We start from the raw sequence: 25,055 nt of genomic DNA on the forward strand, positions 1-25,055 counted from the left end.
ATGGACGATGCGGTTGGACGAAGTGAATTACGAGCCGTTTGTCGGGATATTCATTTGCTGTTTCGAGTGTTCTTTCTGTAACATTGACTGGGGGAACAGTATTCAGATCTTCATCCCAATCGTCTTCCCAGAGACGAACGACTTGATGAAAACGCCGTTCATCATCTAGCTGTAAATTTGGATTTGCGGTTAAATAAACTGTGTCTGGGTACGTTTCCGTTAGTTCTCGCTGGAAGAATTCACCCGTATTCGATGCTGTCGAGTATATCTTCTGTAGGTCTCCCTCAATCGTATTTAGCTGTATACATTAGTTGGCTATCGATAGATTCGTGGCTGACAATTTAGGCTTATCTATGCCACTACTCATACCGTGAAGTGATTTGTAAGCAGGAACACCCGCGTCACCGAGGAGATGGTGTTGCTGACCAACAGTTATGACGACAATCCTGACGAAGCTGCTGCCCCGGAAGCTCAGTGGTACCAGTCATCTAAAATATATGGATGGCGAACTAGGGAGCACATGAAAAATAAAGTCCGCAGATTCAATGAGATCCGACGACGAATGGGTGTCGCGGAAGCGATGCGTGGTGTGTCAAGATATATACAAAACGAAGTACTTCAGCCAACTATCGCTTCGCTCTATCAACCGGTTTTTGAGCATAAATACGGGGACGGAATCGCTGTGATGGAACAGGACTGGGATAATCTCATTCTTTTAGACGCTTGTCGATGGGACATATTTAGAGATCACACGTCGTTCACGGGAAAGTTGAGCAGAGAAGTTTCAAAAGGGAACTATAGTTGGGAATTTATGGAGGAGAACTTCGTCGGTCAACACCACCACGACACAGTCTACGTGACTGCAAATCCCTTCGCAGAACGGCTCTCACAGGACGTATTCTATACGATAGAGTCTGTATTGCCCAAATGGAGTGAACAACACGAAACTGTCCTCCCGGAAGATGTGACTGAAACGGCGATTAATGCGCGGGAAAAATATCCGGATAAGCGGTTGTTGATTCACTACATGCAACCGCATGCGCCTTTTCTTGGAAATTTCGCTTCGAGTCTTGATGTAGATGTCGGTGGTTGGGGAGAATCTAACGACGAACTTGAAACAGATGAAACCAAACAAACCATTTGGTCGCTCTATCAAGATGGAAAAATATCGAGAGAACAACTGACAGATGGATATATACAGAATTTAAAAATCGTCGAAGAGGCTGCTCGACCATTAGTAGATATGATCGACGGAAAGACCGTCATCACCTCTGATCACGGTGAGAACCTCGGAGAAACGTTCCTATCGATGGAATACCTCAGTCACGCGAACGAGACGAAGAATTGTCGGTTTGTACCTTGGTTAGAACTACCATTCGAGGAGAGACGATCTGTGACTGAGGAAGACCCTATTGGATACCAAAGTCTTGAGGATTCGCTTGTTCATGAACGACTTGAGGACTTAGGATATATGTAGGTATTTGAAGGACGTTTTAGTACTCAGAGTTCTTTTCAAACCACTGGATCGTCTGATTCAGTCCGTCCTCGAACGATGTCGTCGCATCCCAATCGAAGCGTTCTTTCGCCCGTGACGTGTCCAGCTTCCGCCGGGGTTGACCGTCGGGCTTGGAGGTGTCCCACTCGATCTCGCCCTCAAAGCCGGTGAGATCTGCGATTTTCTCGACGAGTTCTCGAATGGAAATCTCCATACCGCTGCCGAGATTGACCGGATCGGACTCGTTGTAACGCTCAGTGGCAGTAAGGATCCCGTCTGCGGCGTCTTTCACGTATAGGAACTCCCGAGTTGGCTCACCAGTCCCCCACGCGGTAATGGCATCATCCCCACGCTCGCGGGCCTCGACGCACTTCCGAATGATTGCGGGGATCACGTGTGAGGTTTCCAGATCGAAGTCGTCTCGGGGCCCATACAGATTCACCGGCATGAGGTAGATGCTGTCGAAATTGTACTGCTTGCGGTAGGCCCGCGACTGGGTCAACAGTGCCTTCTTGGCGATCCCGTAAGGCGCGTTGGTCTCTTCGGGGTAGCCCTCGAACAGATCCTCCTCACTGAAGGGGACGGGCGTGTGCTTGGGATACGAGCAGATTGTCCCGAGGACGGTGAACTTCTCGATCCCGAACTGACGGGCCTGTTCGATCAGCTCGATTCCCATGACGGCGTTTTCGTAGAAGTATTTCCCCGGGTTCTTCCGGTTGGCACCGATCCCGCCGACTGTCGCCGCGAGATGGATCACGATGTCTGGATCGGAGTCGACCAACGCCTGCTTGATTTCTGGTCGATTCCGCAGGTCGTACTCGTCACTTCGGGGGACGAAGATCTCGACATCTTCACTTCGCCGTTCGAGCTCATCGATGAGATGGCTACCGAGGAAACCGGCACCGCCGGTTACCATCACCGACTTGCCGTCCCAGTAGGTCGCGGTTTCGCGATGCCAGTCAGTCATCTCCAGTCGACCCGCCCGAACCACTTCTCCTTGTTCGCAGCGTACCACTCAATTGTCTGCCGTGCGCCCTCGCGCCAAGACACCTCGGGTTCCCAGCCAGTTTCCTCGTGAAGCTTCTCGTAGCCGACCAGTAGCTCCTCAACGTCGCTGTCGCCGGGCCGATACCTGTCGTCCCGCTGGACGATCTCGGGGTTCTCCCAGTAGCCCTCTTCACTACCGACCTCCAGCAGCAACTCTGCCCAGTCGCGCATCGAGATGTTCTCGCCGTAGCCGTAGACGTACTCCTCGCCGGGACTACCCTCTAGTGCCACGTGCATGTGACCTCGGACGCCGTCGGAAACGTAGCACATGTCGCGCTTGGGTGTGAGATTCCCCAGTTCGACGATACCACGCTCCAGCGCCTGCGTAACGATCGTACCGGTGATGTATCGGGGGTTCTGTCGCGGCCCGTAGTTGTTGAACATCCGCGTAGTCACGCCGGGGAGACCGTAGGCGTCGTGGTAATTCATCGTGAGGAAATCGGCCGCCAGCTTCGAGGTCGCGTAGACCGATGTCGGGTTCACAGGCGATCGCTCACTGAGGAGCACTCGACCGTCGGAGTCGTATTCGTGTTTGTCTTTCATTTGACCGTCTACGTTGCCATACTCCTCGGAGGTGCCAGCAGTGTCGAATTTCGCGATATCCAGATCCAGATCGACGACTGTCTGAAGAAGATTAAGCGTTCCTACGACATTCGTGTCAATCGTCTCGTAGGGACGGTCCCATGACTCGCCGACGTGTGCTTGTGCAGCGAGGTGAAACACAATCGTGTCGGAGTACCCCGTCAGATGCTTCATCGCCTGTTCAACGGAATGCTTGTCACGGAGGTCTCCGCGGTGAACCGTAATCTTGTCACGGAGATGGCGGATATTCTGTAACTCTCCACTTGATGTGGCTCGAACGAACACATGGACATCCGCTCCAAATTCCACGAGCTCTTCTGTGAGATGAGACCCGACGAACCCATCTGCTCCGGTTATGAACACTGGACGTCCCGCGAACTGTGACTCGAGATCCATTACCTTTAAAAATACTTTGGCCACCGATTATGTATCATTCGATTAGCGATAGAATAGAGAGTTCAATTTGTATTATGGCCAGCTTGTGAGGCTCTTCGACTCATCCAAATACTCATGAATATTTTCATGGAGAGGTTCCGGGGCCGAGTCGAATATCTGTATATCCTCATGTTGATCATCGGCTTGGGGTTCTCCACTAATTACATCGACTACGTATCCGTTCGCGAGGTAGTGTTTCGTGGCCACGCTGTCGACATCTGATGTCTCATAGATGTGCTCAAACGCACCGAGTGATTCAACGATCTCCACCGATAAACCGAGTTCCTCCTTCGCGATCCGATCAACGGCTTCACACCGGGTTTCGCCTTTCTGTACTCGTCCTCCTGGTAAAAACCAATACCCCTTCGCTGGCTTGTTTGTCCGTTTACCAAAGAGGAGTCCATCCTTATATCTAACCAATAGATCTACAGAAACAATAGGACTGTTAGCGACGATTGTATTCCAGTCCTCCTCAGAGATCCAGTGTTCACTCATTGGTTACTCAATAGCTGTCACACGCTAGTTCTATTCCACTCTGAATTGAAAATTCTGATACCCAGTTGAATACTTCCGTCATTTTTATTTGATCGGCACGCGTGGTTGAATAATGATGTTTTTGAGATCAGATCATCGACACATTTTAATTTGACTGACTCGATAGCGCACCTAACTGGGACCTGGTCTCCTCTTAAAAAATATCCGGAACTCGGTAGTAATCCTCATTAATAGACAATTGTCACTGTTACATGACTGTACATACTAGTACTTATGATTCTGGTTTTCTTAGTTATCTATGTCCGAATAATGCGCACGAATATACAGATCCAATATTTATGAATATCAAATCCATAATCCGATCGAAAGTGGACGCACTCTCAATACTCACCTGCTAGACTGGATCCCGTACAGTTCCGCGTACTTCCCGCCTTCCTCAACGAGTTCATCATGCCGTCCGGTGTCCGTAACCCGCCCGTCCTCAACCGTGTAGATCCGGTCGGCGTTCTTTACCGTTGACAGTCGGTGAGCAATTGTGACGATGGCGTAGTCACGGTCCATCTCCTCGATCGACTGCTGAACTTGCTTCTCCAGATTGGAATCGAGGTCGCTTGTGGCCTCGTCGAGAATCAACATGTCGGCGTCCTCAAGCAACGCCCGTGCGAGTGCGACACGTTGTTGTTGTCCGCCCGACAGCCGAACTCCGTCGTCACCCAACAACGAATCGTATCTGTTTGGAAGTTCGTCGATGAACTCGTCGACCTTAGCAATCGAACATACTCGTTCGAGATCACTATCCGACACCTCTCGATTCCCGAGTGTCAGGTTGTACCGGAGCGTGTCGTTGAAAATGAACGGATCCTGCCTGACCATCGAGAGCCGGTCTCTCCACTCCGCAATATCCATCTCGTCGATTGGGATCCCGTTCGCTCTGATCTCACCTTTATCGACCGGATACAATCGGGCGAGAAGCGAGACAATCGTCGATTTCCCCGCGCCCGACTGTCCGACGAACCCGACGAACTCTCCCTTCTCAACGGTGAAATCGATCCCGCGGAGTACCTCTTCATCACCGCCGTACGAGAAGTGGACATTGTCGAACTCGACCTCTCGAATTTCCTCGGGAACCTTCCGGCTCGATTCAGTCGGTTCACTGTACGTTGCCAGCTCGTCGGTGAACTGGATGGTGCGGACGAGGTGCGGGAGGTTGTTCTCGACTTTGTAGTACAGCGCGTTTACCTGGCTCGCCTTCGGTCCGAGTCGGAACATCGCAAAGAGAAAGACGCCGAGTTCGCTGACCGAGAGGTTCGCGAACGTTAACGCGAGATAGATGAGTACGAACACTGACACCGCGACCACGAGGTTGTAGAAGTTGTTGATCGCGGCCTCGTTGCGCCGAAGGATGATCCGCGATTTAGTGAACTGATCGATCGCGTCCGTGAAGTCCTCGAGGAGCTCCCCGGCGAGCCCGAAGATCCGAACCTCACGAATACCTTGTGTCCCGGCCTGTGCGGCCTCCTGTCGCAGTTCATTCGCCTCAGCAACCTCCTCTCCAACGTCGTACCCTGAGTCGAGAACTCGCCGGAAGAAGACCGAGAATCCTCCGAGGATGACCCCTGTAATAATCGTCAACGTCGGCGCAATCACCAGCGCAACGGCGAAATATACGACGGCGAGAAAAAGTTGCTGAGTGAACTTGATCCCTTGACTGATCACCCGTCCCGCGTAGTTCGTCTGCGTGACGATTGCGTTCAGGATGTCGTCGGACCCCTCCTTATCGAAGTATTCAACGCGCGCATTCAGCGCGTTCCGGAACGCCCGCGTCTGGAGGTCCCGAATGTAGTAGGTCCGCAGCGCCTCCCGGAACCACGAGACCGCGAAGCTCGTCGTGTACCGTGCGACCATCACGGCCGATACGCCGACCACGACGTAGCCCAGCGTGAATGGAATTCCGAGCGTCTGATACACAGTCACGAATACCGCGAGCAGCCCTTCCGCCTCCGCGGCTGGGTCTTGGAGCTGGACGAGTTCGACGATCGGGAGAATGAAGCTCAGTCCCACACCCTCAAGCACCGCGGCGACGACCCCGAGCACGACGACTGCCGCCGTGTACTTCGGATTGTACCGCGCGACGTCGCGGAGGGCGTCGAGTTTCTCGCGTCTGGAGACCGGTTCGGGATCTGACGATGACATAGCAGTGAGTTGATCCGATTTCCGGCGGCGACTCGAATAATGTCGTCGGTCTCGCTCCGTGCGCTATGTCTGTCCCGTGTTGACGATAGTCGTTCCGAATTCGTCCGGGTCTCCTTCACCATCTTCGCGACCGCAACCTCGATGAGATGGAGTTCCCGTGCGATCTCGACGTGCGCGTCCGTGACTGGCGCCTCGCCGTGCTGCTCGGCCAGCTCCGCGCCGACGCGGAGTAGATCGAGCGCCTGCCGCGTGTTCCCACCTCCTACGCGGCCACCGCCGCCGCCTTCGCCATCGCCGACGTGTCACACGCCTCGTCGACGAAGCCACGGTCCGCACGATGCTCCAAGATCGTTCGTAGTTCCGCGGCATCGTCCAGTCGAATATTGACCGTGCCCCCTCACGTTCATCGCCACTCCCACCCCACCGTGTCGAGTGTTCTTTCTGAGAGAGGGAAGGATGCTCTGCGGTGTGACACCACTGTGTCGAGTGTTCGTGCGACGCTGGCTAGGGCCAGCCGAACGAAACTGATCGAACTCATCCGATCCGCGCTGCTACACCCTCCGGAAGCGCAATAGTGTTGGAGTCCCGAATCATGGCCTTGACGACACCGATGTCGACGTCGAACTAGTACTGATAGCGTCGGGCCCTCCGGCCGGGCAGTACGAGGGACACACCGTATACTGAGTAAAATCGAGAGATGAGACCCTCGTCAAACCATCGTCACACACGTCGCACCGAGTGACTCCTGCTGAACCAGACAACGCAGTCAGCGTGACCCGGTTCAGTTAGGACGACACCCCGACCAGACTCTAGGCTCACAGACACACCTCCTACCGAGTGGGTTCCAACCAAAGTGAACAGACCGCAAACGTCCATCGTCTCACCACCAAGGCCCGAATTGCTCGGCTTCTTTACTCTGCCAGCAGAACAACGGTTGCCAATTTCACTCGGTGCCTACTGTGTGGCAGTAGGCTGTGTAGTATTTATATTCCGTCCAAACCCGGTCCAGAAGAGGTAGAATTCATCTGTTGTGTATCTCACTCGGTACAGGGTCGGTAGCATTTCATGAGCTGAAGTATTTACCGCACCCCCTCCGCGTTCATCGCCACCCCCACCCCACCATGTCAAGTGTTCTTCCCGAGACGGAACGGGACCGCTGAGACCCCACTATATCTAGTGTTCGGACGATACTGGCTAGGGCCTCCCGAACGAAACCGATCGAACTCACTCGATCCGCGTCGCCACGCCCGTCGGGAGCACAATGGAATCGAAGTCCTGAACCACGTCGCCGACGATATCGAGGTCGACGTCGAACTCGTATTGGTAGTAGTGCCCTCCTGCCCGCCCCTCGTTTTTCATCTGGCGATCGAGGATGCCGAGCATCGCCAGATCCGCGAGATGGTCGTGCATTCGCCGACGGACGAGCGGGTCGACGTTAGAACTCTCTGCGATACGTCGATATAGTGGGTATACGTCGCGGATCCGCGCCGGGGTCTCCTGCTCGAACGCGAGCTGTAACATAGCCACGAGCGCGAGATGCCCGTGTTTCGTCAGCTCGCGCATCCCGTGTTCGACCTGACTCTGTTCGAGTTTATCGCGAGCCTGATGGACGTGCTCCTCTGTCAGTCGTTCCTCACTGTTCGTCCGTGCGATCTCACCGGATTTATACAGAATGTCCAACGCCTGCCGGGCGCTCCCAGTGTCCTGCGCCGCGATAGCGGCGCACAGCGCGATCACGGCGTCGTTCACCGCGCCGTCGTACATCGCACCGGCCACTCGCTCTTCGAGGATGGCACGCAGTTCCGGGGCGTTGTACGGCGAAAAGTGGATTTCCTCCTCACAGAGGGTGTCTTTCACCTTCGGTGAGAGGTCGTCGCGGAAGCCAAAATCGTTGCTGATGCCGATCACGCCCGGTTTCGCCTTGGAGAGGTAGCCATTTGAGCGGGCTCGCGGGATCTCATACAGGATCTCGTCGTCGCTGCCGATATGGTCGATCTCATCGAGGACGAGGAGGATCGTCCCGCCGATCTGGTCTAATTCCTCGTACAGGATGTCGAACACGCGCTGTTGGGGATACCCGGTCGTGCTGATCTGACCGTCCGCTGGTCGCAGTTGGTTCACGAGGTTAACCGCGACTTGGTAGGACGACGAGAGGTTCGTACAGTTGAGCCAGCAGACCGAGAGTTCGACGTCGTCGTACTGTTCCGTATCTCGCTGTAGCTGTTTCAACAGATAGCGGGACACCGCCGTCTTTCCGACGCCCGTTTTTCCGTACAAGAAGATATTCCGGGGTTGTGCGCCGTTGACGATCGGCTGAAGCGCGGCCGTGTACGTCGAAATCTCGTCCTCGCGAGCGGTAATCGAATCCGGTTGGTAATCCTCGCGGAGCATGTCCTCGTTGCGGAAGATCTCTGTGTCTCGCGTGAACGTCGCCATCCTTTGCCACGTTTGACGCAGTCCGCACCGATAAAACCACCGTGTCAAGTGTGTCGTGTGTACGTACAGATAATCCAAGTCTATCGGTTAGCACTTGACGTAGTGGAGTGTCACTCGGTCAGTCCTCATCGATAACAACCGAACGGAACACTCGACACGGTGGGGTGGGACACGGAAATACTCAGTTCCCACGTCGAACACTCGACGCAGTGGGGTGTGTTCTGAGACCTACCCTCAATTCTCATCGAGAACACTCGACGCGGTGGGGTGGGGGATCTGACTGGCTGCTCCAACGAGGAAAGCACTCGACACGGTGGGGTGTCGAGCGCTCAGCCCACCGACTCGCCCGCTTGCTTCCTCTTCAGAGTCGGCGGCGAGGTGGCGAAGAAGCGCGGCGACGACGGCGTCGACGATTCGCACATCATCGAGGCCCAGGACCTCGTACAGCGCGGTCGGTTACGCAACTGGATTCGAGAGCAGACCGAGCACGCCCAATTGCTGATCGAACCGCCCGCGTACCTCGAAGAACGAGGCGCGACGCCGGCCCGTTCGAAGACGATCAAGACGCGGTACGAGCGCGTGGCGGACTCACACGCCGTGAACCCGCTCACACGCTGAAAAGCATCCAGAACCACTCTCGGACCGCCACATGCTCGGGTTCCTCAAACGAACGAACCGGAATCGCGGGGAGAGCGGCGGCCGGTACGACGGGTGCGGCCTCGATCTCGACCCCGAGATCGTCCTCGACAGCAGAGACAAGATCGAAACGGAACGCGACCGGGAATCCAAGGAACCCTACCGGGGTCGTTCCCGAGACAGACGAAATGAGGTGTGTCCCTCCGCCATCGCCACCGCACGCGATCTAACTCGGAAGTTTCCGCAATACGCCGATACGGCGACTACGCCCGCAGATATGCGTCGGGACTTCCTGCTTGAACGCGAGCGCCGCCCGTCTCGAACACTCGACGCAGTGGGGTGTGATACGAGACCTGTCGTTGGTCGTCTCCGAGAACACTCGACACGGTGGGGTGTGGGGGCCGACTACTGCCCCAGTAAAAAAGCACTTGACGCGGTGGGGTGTCAGGAACCCGTCCCGCTCTCCCCGCGAACCAACTCGCTCGCCTGCTCCACGTCCTCCGGCGTGTTCACGTTCACGCGCTCGCCGAGGCGCACGGTCTCGACCTCGTACCCCGCACGCACCAACAGCCCCACGGCCTCGCTCAGCTGGTACTCGCCCTCGGCCGACGGCCTGAGCAGCGCACACGCGTGAAACACATCCTCCGGAAGCACGTAACACCCGGTCGTCACCAGCCTCGACGACGGATCGGCCGGCTTCTCGACGAGTCCCGTCACGCGCCCTGCCCCGTCCGTCTCGATCACGCCGGTCGTCGTCGCGACTTCGGGCGAGACCTCCTCGACCGCGAGCGCGGCGTCCGCCTCCCGGACAGCCGCAACCGCGGGCTCGACGCTCCCCGCGAAGACGTTGTCGCCGTTCACGAGCAGGAACGTCCCGTCGACGTGTGGTTCCGCCTGTAACACCGCATGCCCGAGTCCCAGCCGCTCGCGCTGGTGGACGTACGTAATAGGAGTCCCCTCAAAGACATCGCCGAACCGATCGACGATCTGCGCCGCCTCGTACCCGACGATCACGACCAGCGCGTCGGCCCCGGCGTCGACCGCCGTCTCAAAAACGTGTGCGAGCAAGGGGCGCCCCGCCACGCCGACGAGCCCCTTCGGTCGGTCCGCCGTCAGCTCGCCGAGTCGACTGCCGCGCCCGGCAGCGGGGATGACCGCGTCCATGTCGCGAATATCGGTCACTCGACACCTGAATCCGTCGGTCACTTCCCTGCGTCCGCGATGGACCTCTCTCAGCTCACCCCGCAGGCGCGAGCGCTGTTCGATCGAAACGACCTGTTCCCGGCAAAGCCCGGCAGCGGCAGTACGCTCGCGTCGAGAAGACCGGTGAGATCGCTGAACTCGAAGAGACGCCGCGGCCCGAGTGACCTGCTCTCGATTCCCGTCTATACACTGATTCCGCCGGTAATCCCAATCCGCAGACCCGACCTCTCTCCAACTTGGGCCGCCTACGACGACCGCACCAACGGTTCGTACCACTCGCGGTTCGCCTGGTACCACTCGATGAACTCCCCGACGCCTTCCGCGATCGTTCGCGAGGGTTCGTAGCCGATCACCTCGCCGGCCTTTTCGACGGACGCGTGCGTGTGTTCGGCGTCGGCCTCCCGTGCGGACTCGTACTCGATCTCCAGCTCGGGCGCTAACTGGTCTCGGACCGTTTCGGCCAACTCCTGAATCGAGATGTTGTCCGAGCTCCCGATGTTCAACACGTCGCCGTCGGCCGCGTCCGACTCCAATAGCGTCCGGTTCGCGTCCACGATGTCGGCCACGTACGTGAAATCCCGTGTTTGCTGACCGTCGCCGTAGATCACCGGTGGCTCTCCGTTCACGCACCGCGAGACGAAGTTCGAGATGGCCATGTTCGGCCGCATCCGCGGGCCGTACACGGTGAAGTAGCGCAGACACACCGTCGGCAACCCGTGGAGCTCCGTATACACCCGCGCCATGTGTTCCTGCGTGAGCTTTGTCACCCCATAAGGGCTCACCGGCTCGGTCGGGTGATCCTCCTCGTAGGGGAGCGACTGCGGCTTCCCGTACACCGACGAGGAACTCGCGAGAATCACCCGGTCCACGTCAGCCTCCTTCGACGCCTCCAAGAGATTCACCGTCCCATCGACGTTGATATCGGTCACCTTCCGAGGGTTATCGACGCTCTCACGAACGCCCGCCTGCGCGGCTTGATGGACGACAACATCGGCGTCAGCGACGAGTGCTTCGACTGTCTCGGGGTCCCGCACGTCGCCTTCCACGAACTGGTAGTCGACGGCACGGCCCTCGGCGACCTCGCGGTGGACATCAAGGGTGTGGCGTTTGATCCCCTCCGCGTAGAACGGCTCCAGGTTGTCGAGGACGGTCACGTCGTGGCCGTCGTCGAGAAACGCCTCGGCGAGATGGCCGCCGATGAACCCGGCCCCGCCCGTCACGAGAATACGCATACGCGCCGTTCAGCGGGCCGACACAAAACTCGCGCGGTTCCTCTGTTGGCAGCTTCGCAGGGGACCAATGGATGTTTTCGATAGTGTCACGACCACACCGCCGTCACCACGTCCTCGCCGACCTTCCAGAGCTGGCGCGCCACGATCTTCAGGTCGTACGCAAACGACTGCTCGCGGACGTACTGGAGGTCGTACCGAAGCTTCGCCCCGGGATCGACGCTGCTCGCGTCGTTGATCTGTGCGAGGCCGGTGAGGCCGGGCTTGACGAACCACCGCTTGCGCCACGTCTCGGCTTCGTCCTCGAGGAGGTGTTCCTCCTCGGTCCACACCGCCCGCGGGCCAACAACGCTCATGTCCCCGCGGAGAATCGACCACAGCTGGGGAATCTCATCGAGGTGTGTCTGCCGGAGCAGCCGGCCCACCCGCGTGATCCGGTCGTTGTCGTCGTCGTCGATCGGCGTCGCCGATTCCCCTTCCGGGGCCATCGAGCGGAACTTGAACACGGGGAACGTCTCACCGAACACCGCGGTTCGCTCCTGCCGGTACAATACCGGGCCGCCGTCCTCAAGCTTGACCGCGAGCGCGATAACCACGATTACCGGCGACAGTGCGAGCAGCCCCGCCAGCGAGAAGGCGATATCGAAGCCGCGCTTGAACATGTAGTCTTGGATGTCCCACGGCTCGATCTCGACGTCGACGAGCGTGGCGTTCGGGTCCGGCGTGTCCGTCAACACCGTGTCCGCGTGGGCCGGGTGGACCTTCGCGGCAACCCCGTGTTCGTAACACGCGTCGAGCGCGCCGAAGAACTCCGCTCGGTCGGGCTCGTCGAACGCTAGCACGACCGTGTCGACGTCCTGTTCGACGAGGATATCCTCAAGCCGCGAGAGGCCGCCGAGTCGAGCGAGCCCTGACGATTGACGACCGCCGTCCACGGCGTGTGCGACCCCGGCGGATCCGACGCCGGGATTCTCGGTGACCGATTGCTGGTCGGTCAACGCGTGGACCGTCGTCGGACAGAGATAGCCGAGTAGCGGGAGAGCCGTGCCACGCGCGACTTCGGCGATCTGTTCGGGATCGTCTCCGACGATGATCGCGCGCTCGCTGCGGGCCTCGGGGCGGCGCAGCCAGATGAACCACGCCGGTAAGACGACCAACAGCAGCGGGGAGATCAACACCAGTGTCAGCCGCGGCACCTTGTACGTGTAATCGAAGTAGCCGATGGTCGCGAGCGCAAACACCGCGACGAACACGCGCTTGTGCGCGAGCGCGACGATGTCGAGGATTCGCCGTGGGCGTGGCTTGTACAGCGGGACGAACGCGGCCGTCACGACCACGACAGTCAACGCGACCTCGATGACGAACTCCGCACCGGTGGGCGGGTCCACGGGGAGACGGGCGAGGACGGGCACGGTCGACACGATTGCCTGGACGGCGCCGTTGTTGACGAGCATCACTGCGAGCCCGACCAGCGCGGCGACGCCTCCCACGCTTGCGGCGCGGTACCGCCATCCCGTATCCATTATCAAATACAGTCACATGTACCGAGTTAAACACTATGTTTCCCGCCCCGGAACCGGCGTAGGAACCGACTACCCTCACGACACCCTCATCACGGAGGCCGACTTCCGCCCGCGACCGAAACCGCTAATCGGCGTCCCCAATAGGTGACAGCCAATGCCCGCGCCAGAGGAGACGACCGCGGCAGCGCGCGAGTTCCTCGCCGACCATCCCGAGGCCGAGGACGCCCTCGCGGCCCTCATTGAGCGCGACGCTCAGGGAGCGCCGTGGACGTTCGCCGACATCGCCCTCGACTCCGGCCAGTTCGGCGAGCTCGTCGCCCGCGACCTCGCGACATCCGTCGACGACGGCTACCGCCTCGAGAATCCGGACGCGATCCGCGCCGTGATCGAGGCGGGAGCTGCCCCAGCCGACGGCGCGGACGCGCCCGCCGAGGAGGCAGCCGCGGACGAGGGAGGATTCGCCGCAACGTCGTCCGCTGACGCCTCCGCCATGCTGTCGCGCCTCCCCACTCTAGCCGACGTCGACGCCCTCACGCTGCTCGGGCTCATCGGGACGCTCCTCGCGGTCGCCGGTGCGCGCCTCGTCGCCGCACCCGCGGTGTTCCAGCAGGGGTTCGTCGTCTCGCCGGCCAACGACACCTACTTCTTCCGGTACTGGCAGGAGCGGCTCGCAGCCCGCGCCGACGGCCTCCTCGATCTGGGGTTGTTCGCCGACATGGGCGGCGCCGCGGGCACGCGCCCGCTCGCCCACGCAACAAACTGGTGGGTGACGGTCCTGCTCGGCGGCGTTGACGCCGCGCCCGCGGTCGCCGCGTGGCTCCCGGTCGTCGCGTCCGTCTGTCTGGGGTACCTCGTCTACCGGACAGCGCGACTGCTCACCGGCGACGTCCGCGTCGCGCTCGCGGCGGTGCTGTTCTACGGGCTCGCGCCCGTCAACGTCGTATACACCTCTGTCGGCTTCCTCGACCATCAGGCCCACCAGTACCTGTGGCTCGGTCTGCTCGTCGTGACGCTGACCGCGCTCGGGGTCGACGTGACACGGCGAGCCACACAAACAGATTCGCAGACGGCCGCCCGAGCGCACGCACGCGACGCAAGAATGTGGATCTTCGCGCTCGGGCTCGCGGTCGCCGTGGCCGCGTCTGCGCACGCCTACGGCGGCTCGCCGCTCACGTTCGTCCCGGTCGCGGCCGTCGTCGGGCTCCGCGTTGCCCTCGACGTACGCCACGACATCTCGCCGGCCACCGCCAACGCGCCGCTGCTCGGCGGGCTTACGCTCGGCGCCGGTGGGGCGCTCGCCGCGCACCTCGCGCTGGGCTGGCACGAGTCGATCGCCGCGGTGACGCCCGTCCTCGTCGCGGGCGGCGCGCTCGTGGTGGTCGGGCTTGGCGAGCTGTGGCGCCGCGTCTCGCTGCCGCCGCTCGCGCTCGTTGCGGCCGAGGCGGTCGTCGCAGTCGGCGGACTCGTCGCCTACGCGCGCCTGCGTCCGGGTGACATCGACCGCATTCGGACGCGCGCGGACGACCTGTTCTTCCGCGAGGGGATCTCCGAGACGGCCTCGCTGTTCAGCCCGGACTTCGCGGTGATATTCGGCCCACTGCTCCAGCTCGGACTGGGGTTCTACTTCGCGGTCGCGGTCCTCGCGGTCGCGACGTGGGCGATCGCCCGCCGCTACGAGCCCGGGTGGCTCGTCGTGGTCTGTTTCGCGTGGTACTACACGCTGCTCGCGACGATCCAGGTGCGGTTCGCTGGCCAGCTGGCGATCATGATCGCCCCGTTCGCGGGGATCGGGCTCGTCTATCTCTTGTCGGCGATCGACATCGCGCGTCCCGTCGCCGTCGTGGGTCGACCCGCCGACTCCGACTCCCAGCCGCCTCGCGCTCGGAAAGAAGACACGGTCTCCGAGGAGGGTTCGATCACGTCGCTCGGGCTGCCGGACAGCACTCGCGTGCGCGGGTATCTCGTCGCGACGATTCTGATCGTGTTGCTGTTCAATCTGCTGCTCGTCCCGTCGCTCGTCGGGCAGACGACGCACGACCGCGCGCAGTTCGACGCCGCGCTCACGGTCGATTCGCACGCTGAGGAGGTTGACCGCGAATACCCACAGAACTTCGTGTTGAGCCAGTGGGGCGACAATCGCATGTACAACTACTTCGTGAACGGCGAGTCGCAGGGATATGGCTACGCCCGGAGCAATCACGATCAGTTCCTCGCATCGTCCGATCCGGATGACTGGTACGATCAGTTCCAAGGCCGGGTCGGGTACGTCGTCATCACTGACCGCGAGGGCGCACCGGAAAACACCACGTACGCGGCGCTTCACGAGGGGTTGGGCCTTGGCGCCAACGACACGGCCGCGACCGGCCACTATCAGCTGCTCGCGAGCGATTCGGGCGTGCGCACGTTCGCGGTCGTTCCCGGGGCGACGATTCAGGTCACTGACCCCGCGGCCGTGGGCGCGACCGGTGGAGAGGTGACTGCGACGGCGGATGTCGAGATCGACGAGGCGGGTACCAACGTCACGCACGAGTACGCGCGCAGCGCGACGGTCGCGGACGGCACCGCGACGATTCGCGTCGCGCACCCCGGCGAGTACCAGGTGGGGAATCGCACCGTCACGGTGACCGACGACGACGTCCTCGCGGGCAATCAGACGACGATTCCGTCGGCGTAGACGATCCTATCGGTACTGTACTCGCAAAACGGAGCCGAACGGACCCAGACGACTGGGCGTCCCCTACCGCCTGCGTGACTGCCCGGTCGCGTGGACCCGTGAGGCCCGGTTGGAACATGCCGATGTCGGCTTGTACCTGTTTCGGTCAGGATACGTTTGGGGGAAGTCGTTGCTTCATATCTTTCCCGAGTCTCGATTCGAGTATCTCCAGATTGAAAACGGACGCCTTAGCGCCTGAAACGCCTATGAGGTGGGTTCACACACGACGACGATCGACACAAAGTACTTATACTGACCGCTTTAACAATCGGTCGCAGCCCCTACCCCACAATGCGACACGAACGCGAGTAATCCGCGCCAAGTCCGGCCGTTCCACATCGAGTATGTTGGCTGACGACGAACGGGCGACGCAGGCGAGGTCAAAGCAGACTGTCGCGACGCAGAACACAACAACACACAATGACAAACGACAATACCACACGCAAGAAGGCTAACGCAGTCTTCTTTGCCGCGATCATGGTTGTTTCCATGGTCGCCGTTGGCTTTGCTGCCGCGCCCGCTGCGGCGACAGTCAACGATGTCGATGCAGACGCAAACTTCGACGACAACGACGATCTGTCAGGAAGCCTAGTCTTCTCTGGCCAGACCGTTGTCGTAGGAACCAATGATACAGACGGCGAAGAGGTACAGCTTCGGCGCGAGACTGACTCTGACTCGTCGACGCCAGAAACCTCGCTCTCCGTTCAGAAGAACGAGAACGGTAGTAATTACGTCGAGTTCGAGACCTCGGGCCTCGAGACTGGGGACTACTTCCTCCGAAGTGTTGACGGCAACAACTTCACTCAGGCCAACTCGGCATTCGAGATCGTCCAGCAGGGCCTCGACGCCGAATTCGACCCCGAAGAGGTTGACAACGGCGGCGACAACTCCAACAGTACGCTCTCGATCGAGTCCGACCTTCGGAACGACTACGACGTCTTCCTCTCGATCGACGGCCTCACAGAGGAGGAGGACTACGATTTCATCCTCGACAACAGCGATCTCGAGGCTAACAGCTCCTCCTTCGACCCAGATGAGGAAGCGGTCCTCATCGAAGAGGCCGAAGGCGACCACGAGATCGACTTCACCGACGTTGGCGCTGGCGAATACGATGTCGACATCTCCGTGACTGATACGGACGCGGAAGCCACCGCGCCGATTAATGTCTCCGACATCGGTGAAGGCGAGGTTGACTTCGAGAACAGCTTCGTCACCGCCGCTCAGGGTGACGTTGCCGATATCACGCTCACGTTCGAGGGCGACGCCGATACAGGCTACCTCCGCATCGGTGACGAGGAGGAAGTCGGCTACTCCGCGAACGTTAGCGTCCTGGCTGATGGTGCCGACAGCGTCACGGTTGGCTTCAACACCTACGCTGCGGGTACTGGCAACGCCAGCACCCCCAACGACGTGTTCACGATCGAGAGTGAACACGATGACGCCAGCCCGGAACTTGATGTCAAGAACCAGAGCGGTACCCTCGACAACATCCTAGCCACGGGTTCCTACCCGATGGAGCTCGACTCGACGAGCTTCGGTGAAATCAACAACGACAACGCGGACACCGTGGGCGACCTGGAAATCCAGGAGCGCTCGGTGGACGCCTTCAACATCTGGACGACCTCTGGCGAGGCCCTCGAAGATGTTGAGGACGAAGAGGATGTCCTGAACGCCGTCGAGAACGACACGCTCCAGCAGCAGAGCGAAATCGCCAGCGGCGACTACGTTGTTCACGAGCTTCAGGCGACCGGCCTCGAAGGCCTCGTCGCTAACGGCACGCAGAACGAGACGTTCGACGACCGGGAGGACATCCTCGGTGTTATCAGTGGGAACGACAGCGACGGTCTCGGCCTGACCGTCGAGCAGGCGGAAGCGCCGCCGAACTCGGACCCGAAGGAAGTCAACCTCACCACTGTCGAAGACAGTGATAACGGTATCACGGTCATCGAGGGTGACGGCACCTACTACATCGCGTTCAGCACTTCGGACGTCGAGTACGACGACGGTACCACGCCCGAAACCGGTGAGGAGCTCGAAGTCTCCCTCGACATCAAGGACGAGCGCCTCCTCGACCCCGATGAGGACGAGCTCGAGGATGGCGACATCGAGGACTTCTACCAGACCGTGACCGCTCAGTTCAGCGTCGTGGAAGCCACTGGCGAGTTCGACACGCCTGTGGAAGTCACGGACGCTGAAGAGCAGGTCATCACCGGCACGACGAACGTCGCGCCCGGCAACACGCTTAACATCCGTGCCCGCTCGGCCGACGACGTCACGCCCGGATTCGTCGTCTCGCAGTCCGGCGTTGAAGTCTCGGCCGACGGCACGTTCACTGCCGACGAGATGGACTTCAGCGACGCCTCTGTGGGCAACAACTTCACCGTCCGCACTCAGAACTCTCCGTTCGCGGAGGAGGCTGAGGCCGACGGTACGGTCGTCGAATCGGTCGACGACGGCGAGGGTGAGGCGACCTTCGAGGTCTCCGACCTGAGCCCGCAGGAAGCCACCGCGACCGCTGGTGACTCGGTTGACGTCTCGGCGACGATCGAGAACACCGGCGACGCGGAAGGCACGCAGGACGTCGCGCTCACGCTCGACGGCGAGGAGCTCGACACGACTGAGGTCACGCTGGAATCCGGCGCGACCCAGACGGTTGAGTTCACCGCCGACACGTCCGGCCTCGAGGCCGGCGACTACGAGCACGGCGTCGCGACTGACGACGACGAGGCAACCGGCACGCTCACCATCGAAACCGACGGAGACGGCTCCGACGGTAGCGATGGGTCCGACGGCTCCGACGGCTCCGACGGTAGTGACGGGTCCGACGGCTCCGACGGTAGCGACGGGTCCGACGGCTCCGACGGTAGTGACGGGTCCGACGGCTCCGACGGTAGCGACGGGTCCGACGGCTCCGACGGTAGTGACGGGTCCGACGGCTCCGACGGCTCCAGCGAAGACGGCACGCCCGGCTTCGGTGCGCTCGTCGCCCTCGTCGCGCTCATCGCCGCTGCGCTGCTCGCGACCCGCCGCAACGACTAACGTCGTTGTCTAACGGTCGCGACTCGTAGCCTCGCAACCATCGGCCCACGCGGGCCGACCCACACGCGGTTTTTCTTTATCGCGCTCGACTGCTGAGCGACAGCGAGCGGCGGCGCTCGCGCTCGTCGTGATCGGGTGTCGTGTTCTGACGCCGAGTTCGCTCGTCGCTTCCGAGCAGAACGACTCGTGACCCGGTTCGGGATCTGGGATTTCTCCGGGCGGACGCGGATTTAAGAACGTCGGCGGGCAAAGACGCGGTATGGCTGCTGAGATATCCGACCGCGTACGCGAAATCGCGGCGGCTCGCGAGCTCTCCGAGTCCGAGGTCTTCGAGCGCGCCCTCGAACGAGGCCTCGAAGCCCTCTGGGAAGACCTCGTCCTCGCGCAATACCTCGCCGGCGACCTCGACCGTGCCGCGGCGATCGACCGTGTCGGGCGGGCGACGGTCGAGCGTGCCGACCGAGAGTGTTCGATCGTCGAGGACGACGTCGACTGGGGCCTGAACGCGTGACACTCGCGGCAGTCTCGGACGCGGGACCGCTCATTCATCTTGCCGAAATCGATTCGCTGGAACTACTCGCGACGTTCGACACACTCCTCGTTCCAAAGACTGTCTACGAGGAAGTCGAGTCCGGTGGTGTTCCTGCCGGGCTATCGGATCTCTCGTACGAACTCATAGACCGCACGTGTCGTCGATCGGGACGTGAAGAACGTCCACGAGGAACTCAGCCGGCTCACCCGACTGGGAATCATCTTCTTCGAGGAAGACGGCCAGCGCAAGCGCCCCGTCGTCTGGTTCGACGAGCTCGTCATCAACCTCCCGTTCGATCCGGAGGCCGACGACGCGGCCGCTGCCGCGCCGTGACTCCTCCCGAGAACGCGAAACGAACGCCGGCAGATCAGAAAATCGCTACTCTTCGTCGCGCTCACGCCGCCAGCGGCGGCGATCGCGCTCGCCGCGGACGATGCTCGGCGAGCGCATTCGGATCGAGTCGCACTGAGAGCCGGGATCCGGGATAACTGTTACAACTGTCTGCCCTCTACGTCCCTACAGAACCATGTCGGCAGACAAGCGCATCCCGGTGACCGAGGAAACCCGGAAAGAGCTCCACGAGCTGAAGGAACCGGGCCAGACGTACGACGACCTCCTGAAGCAACTCGCAAAGCAGCGACGTCGACGCGATCTCGAACGAGGATTTCGGGAGTTGGAGGACGCGGATCGAGCCGAGTTAACGTCCCTTTCGGACGTTTGACTACGGGGTTCTGATAGACTCGATACTATCCACCTGCGGCCGTCTCTCAACGCTCGGTGTATTTAATGTAGTACAGTACGTAGTACTTCGCATGAGTACTGACGATGAAAGCGACAATCGAACGACCCGTATCACACGAAAAGGGCAGGTGACTATCCCGAAAGCGCTCCGCGAGGAGTTCGGATTAGAGGAAGGCGACGAGCTTCGATGGGAGAAGACCGACGACGGAATTCGCGTCCGGAAGGCGACGGGGTCGGCGGGCCGCGGGATGCTCGTCGACGAGGACGTCTCCGAGGAGAAGCGTGAGGAGATGGCCGCGGAGATGGAAGCCGAGATCCGTGAGAAGCGTCGAAGCGAGTGGCAGCCGTGACCCGCTACACCGTCGATGGCGTCGCGATGGCCCGGTACCTCGTCGATAGCCTGCCGCCCGCTGCCGACGACGCCTTTGAACGCGCCGAGCGCGGTGTCGACATCGTTGAGGCGCCGACAGTCGCCGTCAGCGAGGCGATCTGGACTGCGGTCAACAAGGGATCGATCGCAGGCGTCGAGGTCGAAACGACCCCGAATGCGGTGTTACGTGGGCTCGTGACCGACGGACCGGTACGGATAGCTCCGAGCGACGACCACGACCTCGCGGTGTATGGGAGTCTGATCGACCAATACACCCTCCACGACGCCCTGCTCATTGCCAACCATCGCGTCCGGGGTACTGAAGCGATCGTCACCAACGACGAGAAGTTCGTGACTGAGTCGACCGTCTGGCGCTGAACGACGCTGCGACTCCCTACTCCTCGTCGCGCTCGACGACGACTGTCCGCCCGGTCAACGTCTCCGGCGTGAAGCGGTAGAGTTCGATGTCCAGCTCCGGCTTGTCGTCGGCCCAGATCTCGAACAGCGGGCGCTGCGTCTCGCCGTACTGCGCGATCGTCTCGGGGGTGAGCGCGTCGAGGTCGACCCGTTCGAGCGGGCCGACGCCGACGACGCTCGCGTACTCGTCGCCGTCCTCCTCGTAGACGACCACGCGGGCCTCCGGCGACGACGCGAGGAACTCGCGCTTCTCGCTGTCGGGCGTCGACACCAGCCGGAGGTACAACGCGCGCTCGTCCGCGTCGTAGCCGTAGGAGATCGGGATGGCGTACGGCGCGTCGCCGCGCGCGAGCGCGAGGACCCCCGTCTCGTGGCGGGACAGGTGCGCGTCCACCTCGGCCGGCGACATCTCGACCTCGCTGTTCGTCGGCATACCCGAATGTCTCCGCACGAGGTGATAAAGGGCACGAGACGACGCGCGACGGGGCGGGGGCTCGCGGGGGGCTGGCGCCGCTGCGCCGTGTCGACGACACTGGCGGAGCGCTCCGGATCGGTCGCCGACGGCGCCGCTCAGCCCATCTCCGGCGCCGAGCCCACGTCCTCCTCGGTGACCGGTGCCCCGCAGACGACGCAGCCCGTCTCGAGCAGCGTCTCCCGTATCGCGTCGTCCACCTCGATCGAGCGCCGACACTCCGGGCAGACGAAGGTGTGGGTGGATCGCCCCGCCATACCTGTGGGTACGCTCCCCACGCTCATCAAACGGGCCGCGGATTCTCGCGAGTTCGAAATGTGATGAACGATCGTTAATCCAGCAGCGCCCCGAACAGCTTCCGCTGGGCGGCCGAGACGTGCTCTGTGAACGTCGAGCGCCCGATCCCCAGCGACTCGGCGACCTCGCCGGCGTTGGCCCTCTTCGGGTGGTCGAAGTAGCCCGCCTCGTAGGCGGCCGCCAGCACCTCGCGCTGGCGCTCCGTCAGCTCGCTCCGGTCGACGGTCACGAGGTCCGACTCCGTCGGTGTCGTCGTCGACTGGAGTAAGCGCTTCACCTCCATGTCCGGACAGGCGTCGCGGAACGCCTCTAAGACCGACCGCAGCGTCGGCAGGTCGCTCGCGTGGAAGGTGATCCGGAGCCGGCCGTCGCGGACCGTCGCCTCCGAGACTGGCGTCTCGTGGCGGTCGAGGACGGCGAACGGCGAGTCGGGGTCGACGGCCGCGTCGAACCGGTACGCCGCCCGGCCGCCGTAGTCGAAGACGACCTCGACTCCCTCGGGGACCGGGAGGTCGGCGTCCGCGATGAACTCCACGACCACGCGCTCGCGGTCGTCGGCGGGCGCGCAGCGCGTCACCTCGGTGACCGGTGTCGCCCCGTCGACGACGCCGTCGAACGGGGACAGCGCGGTCGGCAGCGAGACCTCCGCCCGGATTCCCGATCCCATCTCGTTCGTCCGTACCCGCCCCGGGCAAAAACGTTGGCGGGCGCGCCGCCCAGTATAAAACACCCAGCATATGATGGGCCACTGTTCGGGGGCGTGGAGCCCTTCTCTACAGATATGAAACGCCCCCCGCGCACGACCGACGCGACGACGACCGAGGGAGACGCGGCGCTCGACGCCACGTTCGAGGCGCTCGCCGACGCCGACTGTCGGGCGATCCTTTCCGCGGCGGCGACGCCGAAGACGACGAGCGAGCTCGCCGACGACTGCGACATCGCGCTCTCGACCGCCTACCGGAAGGTCGAGCTGCTGAGCGAGACGCCGCTGCTCGCCGAGGGGGTCCGGTTCGACCCGGACGGCGACCACGCCGCCGAGTACGTCCGCGACGCCGGAGACGCCGCGATCGAGCTCGGCGACGACGGCGTGACGCTCACGGTCGACGACGGCGGGGCCGACCCTCTCGCCGCCGCGCTCGATGTCCCCGGCGTCTCGGCTGACTGACCGCCGTTCCCGGCGGTGGGTCGCCACGTCGCCGCCGCGCCGCCGCGCTACACCGCCGCGCCGCCGCCGCGCCGCCGCCGCGCCGCGCGGCTGCGTTTCGAATCTGATAATCGAACGGCCAACGTTTTATTTCAGTTCAGGGTGGTCCCCGATATGTCTCGCTCGCCGGAGCCAGAGACCCTCATCGATCTCGCGCAGGACAAAATCGCGGTGATCGACGAGGCGGGCCGGTTCCGGTACCTCAACGCGGCCACCCGCGACCTGCTCGGATACGACCCGGACGAGCTCGTCGGGACGGACGCGTTCGACCTGGTTCACCCCGACGACGTCGACCGCGTCCGGACGGCGTTCGAGGCGCTCGTCGCCGACGGCACGCGCCCGGACGCCCCCTTAGAGTACCGCTACCGGACCGCCGACGGCGACTGGGTGTGGTTCCGCACCCGCGTGTTTCCGCCGGCGGAGACCGGTCTCGACGGCTACGCGCTGAGCTCTCGCGACATCACCCTCGAGGTCGAGTCCCGACGGCGCTTAGAGACCATCGCCTCGACGTCGCCGGACGTGTTGTGGATGTTCAGCGCCGACTGGAGCGAACTGCTGTTCGTCAACGGTGCGATCGAGTCGGTGTTCGGAATCAACCCCGAGACCCTCGAGCGCCGGCCGCAAGTGTTCTTGGAGGCCGTCCACCCCGACGACCGGGCGGACGTCGAGTGCGCGATGGAGCGGCTCTCCGCCGGCGATCCGACGAACCTCGACTACCGGATCGGCTCCCCGGACGGCCCGACCACCTGGGTCAGGGTGCCCGCGCGCCCCGTGCGGGAGGACGGCGAGGTCGTCGCAGTCACCGGGTTCGCCCGCGACGTCACCGACGAGTACCGCCGCGAGCGCCAGCTCACGGTGATGGACAACCTGCTCCGGCACACCATCCGCAACGACATGAACATCGTCGACGGCACCGCCGAGCGGATCGCCGACCGCGTCGACGACGCCGTCAGCGCGGCCACGACGGCGACCGAGGGGGGCGACGCGGTGCCCGCGGACGTCGACCTGGCCGAGCTCGCCGCCGACCTGATCGACCACGCGGAGACGGTCCGCCGTGTCGCCGACGACCTGCTGACCACGGCCGAGAAGCAGCGCGGCGTGATCGACCTGCTCCGGGAACACGAGTCACCCCAGCCGCTCCGGGTCGCGCCGCTCGTCGAGCGCGCGGTGGCGGACGCCGTCGACGACGCGGGCGAGGCGCCCGCCGACGTCTCCGTCGCCTGTCCCGACGACGTGCGCGCGTTCACGCACCCCGAGCTCGACTACGCGATCGCCGAGCTGATCGAGAACGCGATCGAGCACGCGGAGGCGGCGCCGACGGTCGAGATCGAGGTCACCGCGCCCGCAGACCGCGTCGAGATCGCGGTCCGCGACAACGCGCCGCCGATCCCGCCGGCCGAGCGCGACCCCATCACCGACCGATGGAAGATGGACGACCTCAGACACACCGGCGGGATGGGGCTGTGGCTCGTCTACTGGATCGCGGACCGCTCCGGCGGCGACCTCGCGTTCGACGCCGGCGCCGACGGCAACGAGGTGACAATCAGCGTCCCCGACGCCGACGCCGACCCCTCCTTCCCGGCGGCCGACCGCGGCCTGCCGCCGGTCTCCGAAGTCCGGCCGGCCGCGGCCGAACCGGACGGCGGGGCGACGGCGCCGGTCGCCGGCTCCGAGGCGGTCGCCTCCGAGTCAACCGATATCGGGTCCGCCGCGGCCGAGTCCGCCGATACCGAGTCCGCCGATACCGAGTCCGCCGATACCGAGTCCGTTCCGGCCGAATCCGTCGCGGCCGAATCCGTCGCGGCCGAATCCGTCGTGGACCACGAATCCGCTGACTGTGAGTCGGCTCCGGACCGCGAGCCGACCGGAGACCGCGAGTCGACCGCGGACCGCAACCCCGACGACACCGACGCCGCCCCCGGTCCGCCGTGAGGATCGCCGGGCGGCCGAGCGAAACCCGATCGATCGTTCACCATAGGACCCGATTTCGAAGAAC

General features: G+C 62.1%; 21 protein-coding genes and 1 pseudogene. 11 read left to right on the plus strand and 11 right to left on the minus strand.

What is annotated here, in order from left to right; genetic code table 11:
- Positions 1-412: 412 nt before the first annotated feature.
- Positions 413-1,477, plus strand: a complete 1,065-nt coding sequence (locus B378_RS16685) for a hypothetical protein (protein WP_155118183.1) — start codon at positions 413-415, stop codon at positions 1,475-1,477.
- A 16-nt stretch (positions 1,478-1,493) separates the two neighbouring features.
- Here B378_RS16685 and B378_RS0102360 read toward each other — a convergent pair whose 3' ends face one another.
- The 5 genes from B378_RS0102360 to B378_RS0102385 form a co-directional block, all read right to left on the minus strand.
- Positions 1,494-2,462 carry a GDP-L-fucose synthase gene (locus tag B378_RS0102360; protein ID WP_082224257.1) on the minus strand — a complete coding sequence of 323 codons (969 nt, stop codon included), beginning with the start codon at positions 2,460-2,462 and terminating at the stop codon, positions 1,494-1,496.
- Entirely contained in the window at positions 2,459-3,520 is a 1,062-nt protein-coding gene (locus B378_RS0102365; RefSeq protein ID WP_017342227.1) for a GDP-mannose 4,6-dehydratase, read from the minus strand. Before B378_RS0102365 ends, B378_RS0102360 begins: the two co-directional genes overlap by 4 nt.
- Before the next feature lie 72 nt (positions 3,521-3,592).
- Positions 3,593-4,054, minus strand: coding sequence for an NUDIX domain-containing protein (locus B378_RS16255; RefSeq protein WP_082224230.1), 462 nt, complete (start codon positions 4,052-4,054; stop codon positions 3,593-3,595).
- 387 nt (positions 4,055-4,441) lie between these two features.
- A complete protein-coding gene (locus B378_RS0102375) occupies positions 4,442-6,247 on the minus strand; it encodes an ABC transporter ATP-binding protein (RefSeq protein ID WP_017342229.1) in 1,806 nt (601 codons plus the stop codon).
- A gap of 1,224 nt (positions 6,248-7,471) precedes the next feature.
- Positions 7,472-8,683, minus strand: coding sequence for an orc1/cdc6 family replication initiation protein (locus tag B378_RS0102385; RefSeq protein ID WP_017342230.1), 1,212 nt, complete (start codon positions 8,681-8,683; stop codon positions 7,472-7,474).
- Positions 8,684-9,001: 318 nt separating this feature from the next.
- Between B378_RS0102385 and B378_RS17245 the strand changes: the two genes are divergently transcribed.
- Positions 9,002-9,301, plus strand: coding sequence for a hypothetical protein (locus B378_RS17245; RefSeq protein ID WP_237738315.1), 300 nt, complete (start codon positions 9,002-9,004; stop codon positions 9,299-9,301).
- 462 nt (positions 9,302-9,763) lie between these two features.
- On the opposite strand, the gene B378_RS0102395 is transcribed toward B378_RS17245, so the two are convergent.
- The 3 genes from B378_RS0102395 to B378_RS0102405 all read right to left on the minus strand — a co-directional run bounded on the left by B378_RS0102395 (position 9,764) and on the right by B378_RS0102405 (position 13,274).
- Positions 9,764-10,483 carry a sugar phosphate nucleotidyltransferase gene (locus B378_RS0102395; RefSeq protein WP_017342232.1) on the minus strand — a complete coding sequence of 240 codons (720 nt, stop codon included), beginning with the start codon at positions 10,481-10,483 and terminating at the stop codon, positions 9,764-9,766.
- A gap of 284 nt (positions 10,484-10,767) precedes the next feature.
- Positions 10,768-11,754 carry an NAD-dependent epimerase/dehydratase family protein gene (locus B378_RS0102400; protein WP_017342233.1) on the minus strand — a complete coding sequence of 329 codons (987 nt, stop codon included), beginning with the start codon at positions 11,752-11,754 and terminating at the stop codon, positions 10,768-10,770.
- 86 nt (positions 11,755-11,840) lie between these two features.
- Positions 11,841-13,274: a sugar transferase gene (locus B378_RS0102405; protein ID WP_017342234.1), complete on the minus strand. Its 1,434-nt coding sequence runs from the start codon at positions 13,272-13,274 to the stop codon at positions 11,841-11,843.
- Between the two features lie 154 nt (positions 13,275-13,428).
- On the opposite strand from B378_RS0102405, the gene B378_RS0102410 reads away from it, so the two are divergent.
- From B378_RS0102410 to B378_RS0102440, 7 genes and pseudogenes are all read left to right on the plus strand, one after another.
- Complete coding sequence (locus tag B378_RS0102410; RefSeq protein ID WP_017342235.1) at positions 13,429-15,948, plus strand: hypothetical protein; 2,520 nt, start codon at positions 13,429-13,431, stop codon at positions 15,946-15,948.
- A 459-nt stretch (positions 15,949-16,407) separates the two neighbouring features.
- Positions 16,408-19,026 carry a BGTF surface domain-containing protein gene (locus tag B378_RS17445; RefSeq protein WP_082224231.1) on the plus strand — a complete coding sequence of 873 codons (2,619 nt, stop codon included), beginning with the start codon at positions 16,408-16,410 and terminating at the stop codon, positions 19,024-19,026.
- Positions 19,027-19,285: 259 nt separating this feature from the next.
- On the plus strand, positions 19,286-19,537 hold the full coding sequence (locus tag B378_RS0102420; RefSeq protein WP_017342237.1) for a hypothetical protein: 252 nt from the start codon (positions 19,286-19,288) through the stop codon (positions 19,535-19,537).
- 168 nt (positions 19,538-19,705) lie between these two features.
- Positions 19,706-19,891: pseudogene (locus B378_RS15750) on the plus strand (hypothetical protein); the annotation flags it as partial.
- 193 nt (positions 19,892-20,084) lie between these two features.
- Positions 20,085-20,279 (plus strand): hypothetical protein, encoded by a 195-nt coding sequence (locus B378_RS0102430; protein ID WP_017342239.1) that lies wholly within the window; start codon positions 20,085-20,087, stop codon positions 20,277-20,279.
- 91 nt (positions 20,280-20,370) lie between these two features.
- A complete protein-coding gene (locus tag B378_RS0102435; protein WP_017342240.1) occupies positions 20,371-20,649 on the plus strand; it encodes an AbrB/MazE/SpoVT family DNA-binding domain-containing protein in 279 nt (92 codons plus the stop codon).
- A complete protein-coding gene (locus B378_RS0102440; protein WP_007345026.1) occupies positions 20,646-21,047 on the plus strand; it encodes a hypothetical protein in 402 nt (133 codons plus the stop codon). The genes B378_RS0102435 and B378_RS0102440 overlap by 4 nt, the downstream gene beginning before the upstream one ends.
- A gap of 16 nt (positions 21,048-21,063) precedes the next feature.
- On the opposite strand, the gene B378_RS0102445 is transcribed toward B378_RS0102440, so the two are convergent.
- The 3 genes from B378_RS0102445 to B378_RS0102455 form a co-directional block, all read right to left on the minus strand.
- Positions 21,064-21,519 carry a pyridoxamine 5'-phosphate oxidase family protein gene (locus tag B378_RS0102445; protein ID WP_017342242.1) on the minus strand — a complete coding sequence of 152 codons (456 nt, stop codon included), beginning with the start codon at positions 21,517-21,519 and terminating at the stop codon, positions 21,064-21,066.
- A gap of 137 nt (positions 21,520-21,656) precedes the next feature.
- Positions 21,657-21,815: a hypothetical protein gene (locus B378_RS16980; protein WP_017342243.1), complete on the minus strand. Its 159-nt coding sequence runs from the start codon at positions 21,813-21,815 to the stop codon at positions 21,657-21,659.
- Between the two features lie 74 nt (positions 21,816-21,889).
- Positions 21,890-22,522 (minus strand): helix-turn-helix domain-containing protein, encoded by a 633-nt coding sequence (locus B378_RS0102455; protein WP_017342244.1) that lies wholly within the window; start codon positions 22,520-22,522, stop codon positions 21,890-21,892.
- Positions 22,523-22,636: 114 nt separating this feature from the next.
- Here B378_RS0102455 and B378_RS0102460 point away from each other — a divergent pair, with 114 nt between their 5' ends.
- Together B378_RS0102460 and B378_RS0102465 are read left to right on the plus strand one after the other, a co-directional pair.
- The gene (locus tag B378_RS0102460; protein ID WP_017342245.1) at positions 22,637-23,020 is read left to right on the plus strand and encodes a helix-turn-helix domain-containing protein; all 384 of its coding nucleotides are present in this window, start codon (positions 22,637-22,639) and stop codon (positions 23,018-23,020) included.
- Between the two features lie 153 nt (positions 23,021-23,173).
- Positions 23,174-24,991, plus strand: coding sequence for a PAS domain-containing protein (locus B378_RS0102465; RefSeq protein ID WP_017342246.1), 1,818 nt, complete (start codon positions 23,174-23,176; stop codon positions 24,989-24,991).
- The last annotated feature ends 64 nt before the right edge of the window (positions 24,992-25,055 follow it).

This window comes from Halorubrum sp. T3 (assembly GCF_000296615.1).
Taxonomy (GTDB): Archaea; Halobacteriota; Halobacteria; order Halobacteriales; family Haloferacaceae; genus Halorubrum; species Halorubrum ruber.